Source organism: Hathewaya proteolytica DSM 3090 (genome assembly GCF_900142225.1).
GTDB lineage: Bacteria > Bacillota > Clostridia > Clostridiales > Clostridiaceae > Hathewaya > Hathewaya proteolytica.
In genome coordinates, this window is the sequence record NZ_FRAD01000028.1 from 1 (window position 1) to 13109 (window position 13109).

Sequence of the window (13109 nt, forward strand, 5' to 3'; positions counted from 1 at the left end):
CAAAAGATGGCGTAAATCATACAGAGAATCTGGGGAACTAGGGCTTAGGGATACTAGAAAATTTAATAGTGGTAGACCTTTAAATCGTGAGTTATCTATGGAAGAAATAATAGCCAAAAAAGATGCTGAAATAGCTTATTGGAAAGCTGAAGCTGAATTACTAAAAAAAATCGAGCTGCAAGAAAGGCAGGTGAAAAGAGGTGAATTAAAAGCAGCTATTATCTTTAAACTTATTCAGGACATCATTTCAAAATACAATTTTAAAAATATGGTTAGCCATTTATGCAAAGTAGCAGAGGTATCAAGAACAGGTTATTATAGTTACATAAAATCATTAGAAAATAGAAATATACGAGAACAAAGAGATTTACAACTCAAAGAGGTAATATTCAAAGCTTTTAATCATAGAGGATATAAGAAAGGTTCTAGATCTATTAAAATGGTTCTAGAGAATGAATTCAATTTAATTATTAATAGAAAATGCATACAGAGAATTATGAGAAAGTATAACATCAAATGTCCTATTAGAAAAGCAAATCCATATAGAAGGATGATGAAAGCAACTAAAGAACATACTGTTGTACCAAATCTTTTGAATAGAAACTTTAAACAAGAGGTTCCTGGGAAAGTTCTACTAACAGATATAACATACATCCCATATGGAGCTTCCTGTATGGCGTATCTATCAACTATTAAAGATGCATCAACAAATGAGATACTATCATATAATTTGTCTAATCGTCTTACTCTTGATATAGCAACTGAAACTATAGAAAAATTAATGACACAAAATAAAAATTTATTACATAAAGGTGCATTTATACATTCAGATCAAGGGGCTCACTATACTAGTCCAAAATTTCAAAAATTACTAAAGAAATATAGTCTTGGTCAATCCATGTCAAGAAGAGGAAATTGTTGGGATAACGCTCCTCAAGAATCATTTTTCGGCCATATGAAAGATGAGATAGATTCTAAAAGTTGTTCTACATTTAAGGAATTACAGTTTATAATAGATGATTATATGGAGTACTATAATAACTTTAGATATCAATGGGGATTAAAAAAGCTGACTCCTATACAATATAGAAATCAGCTTTTAGCTGTCTAGACTTTTTCAAAATGTCCTTGACATAGGATCCATTTTAAAAAAGAGGATGTCCTTTTTATAATTCAAATTGCATATTTACAACTTATATATTCTATCCTGTTACTTTTTCATCGTCAATCTGCTCCACATTGTCTTGAAACTGATCCTCATCGTTGCAAACATCAATTTCAACGTCTCCTCTTTCCATTTTTGAAATGGATACTTCATAGGCCATTTTTTCTATCACATCGTCATTTATTTTCTTTTGATACTGCCTGCTTTGAAGGCGTCCCCAAATTTTTATGTTGTCTCCCACCTCCAAGGTCTTGCAATACCTAGAGTTTCGTCCCCACGCAATAGTTGGTATATAGTCAGATTTATTGTAAGGCCTATTTACAGCCAGTAGCATATCTGCTATTTCTCTTCCAAAAGGTGTTTTTCTATATATCGGGCTCTTGCAGATATATCCGTTAAGAAAAATTTGATTGGGATTCTTACTTTTCTCTTCACATTCATATACCTCTCTAGCAAATACAGTTAGTATAAGCCTATTGGTGCCCTCTACATACTTGTTGTATGATCTAAGTTGGCCTTCAACAACTATGTTTTTTCCCCTACAAACCTGAAAATTTGTCAACAGCCTTTCAGAAATAGTTACATTTAACTTGTCCTTTGCTTTGCTTAATCTAGGTACATCCATATTAAACGAATAAAAACCCTCGCCATACATATTGTGGCTGAACTTCAATTCGGACACTATAGACCCTTCCAGATAAATGTTATTATTGCTCATTAAATTTTCCATATACCCCTCTTCCCTTCTGTTACTAATATTTTATTTTTTCTACTAATACCCCTAGACTATTAGTCCTGTGGTACGAGATGTATTGTAATATATTTCCATTATAATACATCTCATATATAGATTTCAATACTTTTTTTAAAATTTATTTTATTATTTCTATTCTATATTTTTTTCTTCAATTTTATCTTTTTCCTTCTTATCCTCTACTTCCTTGGATACATCATTAGTTTTCTTTTTTTCAATCTCCTTTGACACTTGTTTTCCATTGTGGTCTAGTTCGTAATTATCCTGATAGATTAATTCCGATACTGGCACAATCTTATAGCCATCAGCTTGAAGCTTCTCTATTATCTTTGGAAGATTTTCAGGTGTGTACTTGGCATTATTGTGAAATAGGATTATGGAGCCTGGTTTAACATTTGCTACAACCCTATCATACTCAGCCTTAGCCCCCTTCTCTTTCCAATCCAAACTGTCAACATCCCACTGAATGCACTTGTGTCCAGTGCTCTCAATAGCTTCAATAGCTTTATTGTCATAGGCACCAGATGGGAACCTGAATAATTTTGTCTTCTCATCTGTAATAGTCATAATTTTTGCATCCGTAGCTGCAACTTCTTGAATAATTTTTTCTTTTGATAGTTTTGTCATATCAGCATGAGAATTAGAGTGATTTCCTATTTCATGGCCTCTCTCATGGATCAATTTTACTTTATCGGGATACTTGTCTACCCAACCACCTACAAGAAAAAAGGTTGACTTTACTTTATACTTATCCAATACATCAATTAAATTTTGTGTATTGTCAGCCCCCCAACTAGCGTCAAAAGATATTGCTACCTTCTTTTCCTCTGTGCCAACAGAATAGATGGGTAATTTTTTATTCATGGCAATGGTATATGTAGTCTTATTCTTTATACCCACTGCTACACATACTAAAACTAAAAGAACCAGACAAACACCACCATACGAAATGTTTTTCTTGCTAAACTTCATTACAATTCCTCCTAAATAAATTATCAATAAATTTATATTCAATAATTCCTCTTTATATGATAAAATATTTATATATAGTGTTTTTACACAATACAGTAAGGGAGGTTGTATATTTTTGAATAATGATTTTTTGGAGCTTGCTGAAAATAAGCTGTTGTTATTATATATAGTCAATGAAATTAAACTTCCTTTATCAAACTTACAACTTACAGATATTGTACTGGAAAACGGTCTTATAGATTATTTCAATCTCCAGCAGTATCTTTTAGAGCTTAGCTCCTCTAACCTAGTTCGTTATATTGAAGGAGAAAATAAAATACGTCTTGTAATAACTGATAAAGGTAAAGATGTGCTTTCCATGTTTTTTGGAAGATTATCCGAAGATAAACTAAAACAAATCGATGACTATCTAATTAAACACATGGATAGCATAAGACAAGAAATAAGTATAAAAGCTGAATTTCAATCTTTAAATGATGGTACCTGCATTGTAAACCTTTCTATGTACGAAAATGAAGTGCCTACAATAGAAATTAAAATTCCAACACCATCCCAGAAAGAAGCAGAAGTTCTTTGTTCTAAATGGAAAAAATCATATCTTACCATGAAAGATAGCATAAAAAATATTTTATTATCTCAATAATAAGAGCCAAAGCGCTTAACTTTGGCTCTTATTATTTATAATATTACCACAGCTGTTGGTTCATTTCCAGTTGTTGTCTTAGTTTTTTCTTTTGTGATTAAATTAATTTTATTAAGACAATTACCGTAATAATCTGCCACATACAAATTATCTTCTAGAACTTGAATCCCCCGTGGCATTCCGTACACCTTTATATCCTCTATTTTTTTCATATACATAAGATCAAGGACGCTAATTGTTCCATTCTCAAAATTGCCCACATACACTTTTTCATTGTATATGCAAAAGTCAACTGGAGATTTACCCACTTCAATTTCCCCTATACTTTTAAAATTTTTACCTAAGAACTTTACATATCCGTTCTTTCTTCTTCCCATAAAGCTAGTGGTCACAATATACATATTATTAACAGGGCTGTATATAACTTTACCAGGATATTCTCCTACAATGACTTTCTTATTATTTTCATGATCCTTAAGATCTATTATGGATATGCTATTTTCCATAAAATTATTTACCATAATCTCTTGATTTTCAATATCAATATGAATATTCTTTGGACAATGACCACAGGGGATGCTCTCCTGCACTCTTTTCTCTAAAAAGTCAAAAATTTTTATATCATTGCTATCACTGCAAACTACATAAGCTTTATCTTTATATACCTTAACATCACTACAGTTACTTCCAATGTAATACTCCTCTTTACCATAATTGCTAAGGTCCAATATGCTTATACTCCCTTTATGTTTATTTGCAACAATCAAATTATTTTTATATCTGCATATGCCATGGGGCCCCACCCTTTCATCTGCAGTACTCAACTTAATTTTTCTAATGGATTCCATGTTCCCACAATCAATTTCAGAAATAGAATCGGAATAAGAATTGCACACATATATTCTTGACATTTAATCCCTCCCTTCCTTTTATCTATGTACTTTTACCTTGATAAGTACAATACTTTGCTATAAAATAATATATGACTTTTAAACGAAAGAGGTGACATGGTATGTATGTATACAAAACCAGTGGAGTCTGTTCAAGAAATATTTGCTTTGACCTTGTAGATGGTAAAGTTAAAAACTTAACCTTTGAAGGTGGTTGCAGTGGCAATCTTAAAGGAATAGCACAGCTTGTTGAGGGAATGAAAGCAGAGGAGGTTATAGAAAAACTTCAGGGGACAGTTTGTGGTGACAAAAACACATCTTGTCCTGATCAACTTTCAAAGGCAATTAAAGAAGCTTTGAGCAAGTAAAAAAACACCAGCATCTAGGTCCTGTATAACTTTACAAGCCCAATGCTGGTATTTTCTAATATTTCAATATTATACTTCTCATATCTCCAATCATATAAAGAGAGCCACAAATAAGAATCATATCATCCTCATCTGCCTCTGAAATAGCTATCTTATATGCTTCCTTATAATCAGATACGGCAATGGAATTTCCCTTATATGGTTTAATCACATCACACAATTCCTCCGCCATGGTAGCTCTATCACTGTGTGGTGACACAGCAATGACCTTCTTTGCCATGGGGGTAATTATACTGACCATTTTTTCTACTTCTTTATCTTTCACTATGCCAAGAATAAGGTACAAAGAACGGAACTTAAAATACTTAATTACACTCTCTTTCAGTCTGACCATGGCGTCAATATTGTGAGCACCATCTATAACTATCAGCGGAGATTTTTTCAAAATTTCCAATCTACCCTTCCAAAATACAGTTTCAAGACCGAGCTTTATGTGTTTCTCTGTTATACAGCATCCCATACTTTGAAGTAATTCAATGACATTTACAGCCACAGCACAATTTAAAAGCTGATGTGTTCCAAGGAGATTTAGCTGAACTTCATATTTGTTGTTTGAAGTTTTTATAAGAAGCTGTTGCCTAACCTCATTGTCACTTACAACACCTATAAAATCCACATCTTCTTTTTTTACAAATACAGATGGAGCTTCTTTATCACTGCACACTCTTCTTATAACATCATAAACCTCTGTTTCCTGTGGATATATAACCACTGGAGTTTTCTCCTTAATGATGCCAGCCTTTTCAAAAGCTATTTTACAGAGAGTATCACCAAGATACTGCATATGATCATAGCTTATGGAGGTAATAACAGAAACAAGAGGGTTTATAATATTTGTTGGGTCCATCCTGCCACCCATGCCAACTTCCATCACGGCAAAGTCCACTTTTTCTCTTTTAAAGTAAATTAAGCACATACACGTTACAACTTCAAAATACGTTACGGGTTCATAACCCTCTTCTGCCAATTTTTCAATGCAGGGCTTGAGCTGTTCTATTATCTGCGCCACCGTATTTCGGGGTATGCATTCATTGTTGATCTGAATTCGTTCCTCAAAGAATTCTATATAAGGGGATGTAAACATCCCCACTTTGTACCCTGCTTTAAATAAAATATTACTCACCATGGCAGTGACAGAGCCCTTACCGTTGGTACCCGCTATGTGAATAAATTTTAGATCATCTTGTGGATTTCCCAAAAGCTTTAGCAGTCTAGTTATTCTTTCAAGTCCAATTTTCACACCAAACATATGAACGCTATCTAAATACTCCATAGCTTCATCATATTTCATATTTACACCTTCCTAGGCCCTAATTAAGAACATTTTGTAAGACTATCTATTCTTTCCATAACGGCATCATACATTTCCTTGTATTTTCTGCCCTTCTCTCTTTCCTCAGCTACAACTGATTCCGGAGCCTTGCCTACAAATCTTTCATTAGACAATTTATTCTCCACTCTTTTTATTTCCTGAAGAAGTTTTTTCTTCTCTTTATTTAATCTCTCCAATTCCTTGTCAAGGTCAATTAAATCTAAAAGTGGCATGTATATTTCTGCACCTTTTGTCACCACTGACACTGTATTTTCTGGTACCTGTGATTTATCATCTATAAATCCAACTTCACTAGCTGAAGCAAGCTTTTCAAAATATATTCCCCCTGCCTTAAATGCATCCATACCTTCTGTAGCAAGAATTATAAGCTTTGCTTTTCTTGAATTTGGAACATTCATCTCAAGTCTTACATTTCTTATAGCTTTTATAGACTCAATGATATAATTCATCTTTTCTTCAGCTTCTATATCTTTAATTTCTTCTTTGTACTGAGGCCACTTTGATATAGTAATGGATTCGCATTCTGTGTGAAGGTGAGTGTATATCTCCTCAGTTATATAAGGCATAACTGGGTGCAACAACTGCAATCCAACAATTAGAACATCATTTAATACGTTGTATGCTACACCCTTTGCTTCTTCGTCATCTCCAAAGAACACAGGTTTCACAAGTTCTATATACCAATCGCAGAATTCCGTCCATATAAAATCGTATACCTTTTGAAGAGCCACACCTATCTCGAATTTTTCTAGATTCTCTGTTACTTCCTTTGCCACATCATTAGCTCTAGATAATATCCATCTGTCAGCTATAGAATAATTTTTGCAGTCTTTGTATTTTTCCATAATATCTGCATCTATGTTCATTAGTACAAATCTTGAAGCATTCCATATCTTATTGGCAAAGTTCCTAGCTGCCTCGACTCTTTCCTCATAATACCTAGCATCGTTTCCTGGAGCATTTCCTGTAGCTAGCATAAATCTCAAGGCATCTGCACCGTATTTATCTATAACCTCCAATGGATCTACTCCATTATCCAGTGATTTGGACATTTTTCTTCCTTGATTGTCTCTAATCATACCGTGGAACAATACGTTTTTAAATGGTATCTTTCCTGTGTTGTGAAGCCCTGAGAAAATCATTCTAGCTACCCAGAAGAATATTATATCCCCACCAGTAACTAATGTAGATGTAGGATAAAAGTAGTCTAAATCCTCTGTTTTGTGTGGCCAACCTAAAGTGGAGAATGGCCATAAAGCTGAACTGAACCAAGTATCAAGCACATCCTTATCCTGCTCAATATTTTTGCTCTTACATTTGCAACAGCATGAAGGTTCTTCTACTGAAACTGTAATCTCTCCGCAGTCTTTGCAGTACCAAACTGGAATTCTATGACCCCACCAAAGTTGTCTAGATATACACCAATCTTGAATGTTTTCCATCCAGTTATAATATATTTTTTCAAATCTCTCTGGGATGAATTTTATCTCTCCATTTTTAACTGCCTCAATGGCTGGTTTTGCAAGGGATTCCATCTTAACATACCACTGTTTTGATAGCATAGGCTCTATGGTAGTCTTACATCTATCATGGGTACCAACATTGTGTACATGTTTCTTTATCTTAACTAACAATCCTGCTTTTTCAAGGTCCTCTACTATAAGCTTTCTTGCCTCATATCTATCTAATCCTGAATACCTTCCATATCCCTCAGCTATGGTTCCATTTTCATTTAACATAACTATCTGAGGAAGCTCATGTCTTAAGCCAACCTGATAATCGTTTGGATCGTGAGCTGGAGTTATCTTTACTGCACCGGTTCCAAATTCCATGTCAACATAATCATCTGCTACCACTGGTATTTCCCTATTAACTAATGGAAGAATTAATTTTTTGCCTACAATATCTTTATATCTTTCATCCTTTGGATTTACAGCTACTGCAGTATCTCCTAAAAGGGTTTCTGGTCTTGTAGTAGCTATTTCAACAAATTTATCACTGCCTACTACAGGATATTTTATGTGCCAGAAGTTTCCTTCCTGTTCTTCGTATTCTATTTCTGCATCAGAAATTGCTGTCATACATTTTGGACACCAATTTGTAATTCTGTCTCCCCTGTAAATAAGACCTTCATTGTATAAATTAACGAACACTGTTCTTACTGCCTCACTTACATTGTCGTCCATAGTGAAGGTTTCTCTTGACCAGTCAGCTGAGCAACCAAGCTTCTTTACCTGATTTCTTATTCTATTTCTGTACTCATCTGTCCACTGCCATACCCTCTCTAAAAAAGCCTCTCTTCCCATTTCCTTTTTATTAAGGCCTTCCTTTAAAAGCTGCTTTTCTACTCTTACCTCTGTGGCTATACTGGCATGGTCCTGACCTGGCAACCACAAGGTAGAATAACCCTGCATCCTCTTAGTTCTTATAAGAATATCCTGCAATGTATCGTCTATGGCATGACCTAAGTGTAGCTGTCCTGTGATATTTGGTGGAGGCATAATTATAGTATAAGGCTCTTTGTTTTTGTCGATTTCTGCTGTAAAGAAATTCTTCTCCTCCCACCACTTTGTAAGTCTCTCTTCAAAGTCTTTTGGATCATAGTTTTTTGCTATATTCTTGTTTTCATCCATATTTTTTATCTCCTTCTGCTCTCTATTTCTTTAAATTTATAATCTAACAAAGCCTATAAAAAAAGCGCCTCATCCATGCAAAGGACGACAGCGCGCGTTACCACCTTAATTTTTGATATAAATCAAACTCTCCATATTTTAACGATGTTCACCGTTCTCACTTACTAATAATTTCAGTGAGAAAGCTCCAAAGCTACCTTCAAACTGTTTCCTATAGAAGACCTTTCAGCGCACCCAATCTTCCTCTCTGCATATTTCACAATTTTACTCCTCTTTATCATTGCCTCTATATATTAAATTTAAAATTATATTTTTATTATATACTACTTTTTTTTTATGTCAAGGTTCTACATTAAATATATCCAATACTAAACTCACCAGTTTAATTTTTTTTTAATATTTTCGACTAATTTATTCATAATATGATATAATAATTTATATTGATTATATATTAATAACTTCAAATTAAGCAAATATAGGGGGACACTATAATGAAAATTGTAAAGCGTTCTGGGAAAATAGTTGATTTTAGTATGGATAAAATTAAGACAAGCATTGAAACCTCAGCTTGTGACATAAATTTTTCTCTCACTTCCAGTGATATTAACATACTTATGGATGATTTAAGTTCCTTACTTATAAATCTAAGAAGTGAAGATGGACTTACTTCTTCCTTTGAAGTAAGAGGATTAATTTATGAAGTAATGATGAAACATGGTTTTAAGGATGTATGTCGTTCATATATGAACCTGTAAGATTCAACGTTGAAAGAGTATGCAATAATATTTTGCATACTCCTTTTTCTTTTTTCCGTGGGTTTATATTAAATTCACTGTATATACTAGTGAGGATATTGTATGGGGGGTTGAAATTTGGATAATGATATTATACGACTCATAAAGGATAAAGATGAAGATGGCTTGAAGATTCTTCATCAACAATATAATGCTTTAATATTTTATATTGTACGAGGAATTTTGAAAAAGGAAGAAGATGTGCAAGAGTGCGTTAATGATGTGTACATGAGGATTTGGACGAAATTTCATCTATATGACCAAGGGAAGAGTAGCCTTTACACATGGCTTATAACCATAGCTCGCAATACTGCTCTCAATCATGTAAAAAAACTTAATAATAATGAAGATGAAATCCCTGAAAATTTATGTACCTCACCATCACCAGAGGATGCACTATTAAAAAAAGAGAGTGCACAACGTTTAATGAACTTTGTATCAAACCTTTCAAATATGGAACAGCAACTCTTCTACAGAAAGTATTACTATATGCAAAGTATATCGCAAATTGGAGCTGAATTAGGACTTACAGAACGTTCTGTAGAAGGGAAATTATATAGGCTTAGAAAAAAACTTAGAAAATTAATGGAGGTAAACTTTAATGAATACTAGCGATGATAATAAATTTGATGAAGAAGTAGCAGAAGCTATGTCTCAGTACTTACCCCAAAGTGGCATGATTTTAAAGGTAAATCCTTGGTCAAAACCCATACATGAAATAACTTGGGGTATGATATTGACCACCATAACCTTTAAGCTATTTTACCTAGATTTTCTTCTTCCTACTTTAGGATTTTGTCTAATATATATAGGATGTCGTACTTTAAGAAACGTAAATAGTAGCTTCAGTTTCATTTGGAAATTATCTATACTTCGCCTTATTTTAAACTTTCTCATTGACACCCTTGTACTTGCCACACCCATAAACTTAAAATTTAACAACTATGTTTTCCTAAGTAGCATTATATTTTTTATCCTGCAGATGCTATTTATTATTACCTTTAGAAAAGGTTTAAAACTGGTATTTTTAAAAGAAAAAGTACAAGCTCCTAAAGATCCTTTACTTTGGGTTTGTATACTGCAGATAATCATATATTTACTAGCTTTAATTTCCCGTGGACTACCTTCGATTATACTAACCTTTGTATTGCTAGTGATGGTCATATGCTACTTTATTTTTTTTAAACAATTGTACGGAATTAGCAATTATATGAAATCTGTAGGGTATAGTCTTATCAATGCCTCAGTTGGCATCAGCAATAAGGTTTTTATATCAGCATATGTAGGATGTTTCCTTTTGTTTATAATAATCTTTAGTACATTTTCATATCATGTCACATTGACACCAACATTAATGAAACCCATTGACAATTTCACCGTAAGAACAAATTTAATTAATAAAGGATTCCCGCCTGAAATCATAGGTGATATTTCTGATAAGTATATACAATTGATTTGTAACGCCAAAAAGATAGATACCTCCGTTAGCAGCTTAAATTTTAAATCTGAAACTCCACCTAGGTGCACCCTAGAGTCCACCACAGTTTGCGTACAAACATCTGATAACTCAGTATATTCCCTTGTTTATTTTAAATGGAAAGATGGTGCTTCATATTGGAATGATGGTTTCCGAATAACTAGTGAATGGAATCTTCAATTAATTGCTGGTACTTTGCTTTATGACAAGGATGGAAAAGGTTATTGCAGTCCTATGCCTAGGCTTAGAAATGATTTTCAAGACCAGAACACCATTTTTGGAAGCCAATATAAGAAATTAATTTCCGGTGGTGTAAGTTATCCCTTTAATTCATCAAATCAAAGGGGATACATTTTTTACAAAGTTGACGCTCCACATGACTTCACATTGGTAAGCAACTATTTTGATTATTTTCACTACATGAATCCTATTCGTTATCCATATACTGAACCTGAAGATAATTACACTTTTTTTGATAAACACCTCCGTCAGCATGTATCTCAATTCCAATAAAACTGCCACAAAAATAAAAGGTATGCAATTTTAAATCTTGCATACCTTTTTTACTTTATAATATTGGTGATAACAATCTTACTATAGATTCTGCAATTTTCATAAATGTACCTCGTTTTGCAAAGATTTCTGTTGTTACAAGAGTACAATCCTCCATATCCTTTTCAAACTGCTCTTTCATTTGAAGAGCTATCTTTTCGTTATAAATAAAGGCATTGGTTTCAAAATTCAATCTAAAACTTCTTATGTCCATATTGGCTGTTCCTATGCTAGAAACTGCATCATCGGATACCATGGTCTTAGCATGGAGAAAACCTTTATGGTAGTAATATACTTTTACCCCAGCATCCATAAGTTGGTCTACATAAGAGCTAGCTGCCCATCCCATGAATATGTGGTCAGGATTTGCTGGTATCATTATCCTTACATCAACACCAGACAGTGCACATATTCTGAGACACTGCATTACAGTTTCATCGGGAACAAAATATGGTGTCTGCAAATAAAGATACTGCTTTGCATTATTTACTATTTTTACGTATCCATTTTTTATAAATTCCTGATCGTGGTCTGGTCCACTAGAGACAATTTGGATTCCCACGTTGCTATTTTTCACTTCCTTAACTTCAAAATAGCGCTCCACATCTGCTATATCTTCTTCTGATGCGTAACTCCAATCCATTAAAAACCTTTCTTCTAAATCTAATATGGCCTCACCAACTACTTTAAAATGCGTGTCGCGCCAATTTCCTATACTTTTGTATCTGCCAAGATACTCATCCCCAACGTTAAATCCACCAAGAAAACCGCATTCACCATCTATTACCACAATTTTTCTGTGATCCCTGTAGTTAATTCTCATGTTAATATGGGCTGTGAGCCCTGGAAAAAAAACAGCAAATTCTCCCCCGGCCTCTACGAAATCCCGTATATTCTTTTTATGATTCAGCTTACCAGACCCCATGGCATCCACTAGTAGTTTTACCTCTACGCCCTCTTTTAGCTTTTCCACTAGAAGATCTATTATTTCCTTTCCAATGTCATCCTTCCTAAAAATATAGTACTCAATATGGATATATTTTTTTGCATTTTTTATGCACTGAATCAATGATTCAAATTTATCATTGCCATCAAAATACAACTCCACTTCATTTAATTGAGTGTACATGGATTTGCAGTTTTGATAGTTCATCTCAATCATATCTATATTGTTTATCATATCCCGATCAAACTTATATAGTTTTCTCTTCTTTTCAAAGTATGATTTTCTTTCACTGTCACCAATTATCTTTTTTCTGAAACGCTTCTCTCTTGTAAAATTTTGTCCAAACATCAAGTATATAAAGAAACCTATAACAGGCAAGACATTGAGCACAAAAAGCCATGCCCAAGTGCTACCCGTATCCTTACGTTCTATGAATATCAATGCTATTGAAAGGACTAAGTTCAAAAATAATATGGTAAATATAAGTGCCACTATTGCTCCTGTACCCATCTACACTCCCCC

At 33.7% G+C, this 13109-nt stretch carries 12 protein-coding genes and 1 other annotated feature; of the genes, 6 read left to right on the plus strand and 6 right to left on the minus strand.

The window, feature by feature from the left end; all coding sequences use genetic code 11:
- The coding region (locus BUA73_RS12360; RefSeq protein ID WP_084672262.1) for an IS3 family transposase at nucleotides 1–1111 on the plus strand (1111 nt) is incomplete at its 5' end.
- Between the two features lie 91 nt (nucleotides 1112–1202).
- Here the strand turns inward: BUA73_RS12360 and BUA73_RS12365 are convergent.
- On the minus strand, nucleotides 1203–1895 hold the full coding sequence (locus tag BUA73_RS12365) for a single-stranded DNA-binding protein (protein WP_072904428.1): 693 nt from the start codon (nucleotides 1893–1895) through the stop codon (nucleotides 1203–1205).
- A 156-nt stretch (nucleotides 1896–2051) separates the two neighbouring features.
- Complete coding sequence (gene pdaB, locus BUA73_RS12370; RefSeq protein WP_072904429.1) at nucleotides 2052–2891, minus strand: polysaccharide deacetylase family sporulation protein PdaB; 840 nt, start codon at nucleotides 2889–2891, stop codon at nucleotides 2052–2054.
- Between the two features lie 115 nt (nucleotides 2892–3006).
- Between pdaB and BUA73_RS12375 the strand changes: the two genes are divergently transcribed.
- Nucleotides 3007–3534, plus strand: a complete 528-nt coding sequence (locus BUA73_RS12375) for a DUF4364 family protein (RefSeq protein ID WP_072904430.1) — start codon at nucleotides 3007–3009, stop codon at nucleotides 3532–3534.
- A 35-nt stretch (nucleotides 3535–3569) separates the two neighbouring features.
- On the opposite strand, the gene BUA73_RS12380 is transcribed toward BUA73_RS12375, so the two are convergent.
- Nucleotides 3570–4445 carry a YncE family protein gene (locus tag BUA73_RS12380; protein ID WP_072904431.1) on the minus strand — a complete coding sequence of 292 codons (876 nt, stop codon included), beginning with the start codon at nucleotides 4443–4445 and terminating at the stop codon, nucleotides 3570–3572.
- Between the two features lie 101 nt (nucleotides 4446–4546).
- On the opposite strand from BUA73_RS12380, the gene BUA73_RS12385 reads away from it, so the two are divergent.
- Nucleotides 4547–4792 (plus strand): TIGR03905 family TSCPD domain-containing protein, encoded by a 246-nt coding sequence (locus BUA73_RS12385; RefSeq protein WP_072904432.1) that lies wholly within the window; start codon nucleotides 4547–4549, stop codon nucleotides 4790–4792.
- Between the two features lie 55 nt (nucleotides 4793–4847).
- Here the strand turns inward: BUA73_RS12385 and BUA73_RS12390 are convergent, their stop codons facing one another.
- Together BUA73_RS12390 and BUA73_RS12395 are read right to left on the minus strand one after the other, a co-directional pair.
- Nucleotides 4848–6143, minus strand: a complete 1296-nt coding sequence (locus tag BUA73_RS12390; RefSeq protein WP_072904433.1) for a bifunctional folylpolyglutamate synthase/dihydrofolate synthase — start codon at nucleotides 6141–6143, stop codon at nucleotides 4848–4850.
- Between the two features lie 23 nt (nucleotides 6144–6166).
- Complete coding sequence (locus tag BUA73_RS12395) at nucleotides 6167–8818, minus strand: valine--tRNA ligase (RefSeq protein WP_072904434.1); 2652 nt, start codon at nucleotides 8816–8818, stop codon at nucleotides 6167–6169.
- 77 nt (nucleotides 8819–8895) lie between these two features.
- Nucleotides 8896–9108 (minus strand) — a binding site (T-box leader).
- A gap of 201 nt (nucleotides 9109–9309) precedes the next feature.
- Between BUA73_RS12395 and BUA73_RS12400 the strand changes: the two genes are divergently transcribed.
- The 3 genes from BUA73_RS12400 (at nucleotide 9310) to BUA73_RS13760 (ending at nucleotide 11602) form a co-directional block, all read left to right on the plus strand.
- Nucleotides 9310–9573, plus strand: a complete 264-nt coding sequence (locus BUA73_RS12400) for an ATP cone domain-containing protein (RefSeq protein ID WP_072904435.1) — start codon at nucleotides 9310–9312, stop codon at nucleotides 9571–9573.
- A 117-nt stretch (nucleotides 9574–9690) separates the two neighbouring features.
- A complete protein-coding gene (locus BUA73_RS12405) occupies nucleotides 9691–10224 on the plus strand; it encodes an RNA polymerase sigma factor (protein ID WP_072904436.1) in 534 nt (177 codons plus the stop codon).
- On the plus strand, nucleotides 10214–11602 hold the full coding sequence (locus BUA73_RS13760; RefSeq protein ID WP_084672264.1) for a hypothetical protein: 1389 nt from the start codon (nucleotides 10214–10216) through the stop codon (nucleotides 11600–11602). Before BUA73_RS12405 ends, BUA73_RS13760 begins: the two co-directional genes overlap by 11 nt.
- Nucleotides 11603–11657: 55 nt before the next feature.
- Here the strand turns inward: BUA73_RS13760 and cls are convergent, their stop codons facing one another.
- Nucleotides 11658–13097: a cardiolipin synthase gene (gene cls, locus BUA73_RS12415; protein WP_072904437.1), complete on the minus strand. Its 1440-nt coding sequence runs from the start codon at nucleotides 13095–13097 to the stop codon at nucleotides 11658–11660.
- Between the last annotated feature and the right edge of the window lie 12 nt (nucleotides 13098–13109).

What these genes read in the sequence shown, in the direction of transcription:
- BUA73_RS12380 (WP_072904431.1), bottom strand. Translation starts at nt 4,445, where the DNA reads ATGTCAAGAATATATGTGTGCAATTCTTATTCCGATTCTATTTCTGAA.
- cls (WP_072904437.1), bottom strand. Translation starts at nt 13,097, where the DNA reads ATGGGTACAGGAGCAATAGTGGCACTTATATTTACCATATTATTTTTG.
- BUA73_RS12400 (WP_072904435.1), top strand. Translation starts at nt 9,310, where the DNA reads ATGAAAATTGTAAAGCGTTCTGGGAAAATAGTTGATTTTAGTATGGAT.
- BUA73_RS12390 (WP_072904433.1), bottom strand. Translation starts at nt 6,143, where the DNA reads ATGAAATATGATGAAGCTATGGAGTATTTAGATAGCGTTCATATGTTT.
- BUA73_RS12365 (WP_072904428.1), bottom strand. Translation starts at nt 1,895, where the DNA reads ATGGAAAATTTAATGAGCAATAATAACATTTATCTGGAAGGGTCTATA.
- BUA73_RS12385 (WP_072904432.1), top strand. Translation starts at nt 4,547, where the DNA reads ATGTATGTATACAAAACCAGTGGAGTCTGTTCAAGAAATATTTGCTTT.
- BUA73_RS13760 (WP_084672264.1), top strand. Translation starts at nt 10,214, where the DNA reads ATGAATACTAGCGATGATAATAAATTTGATGAAGAAGTAGCAGAAGCT.
- pdaB (WP_072904429.1), bottom strand. Translation starts at nt 2,891, where the DNA reads ATGAAGTTTAGCAAGAAAAACATTTCGTATGGTGGTGTTTGTCTGGTT.
- BUA73_RS12395 (WP_072904434.1), bottom strand. Translation starts at nt 8,818, where the DNA reads ATGGATGAAAACAAGAATATAGCAAAAAACTATGATCCAAAAGACTTT.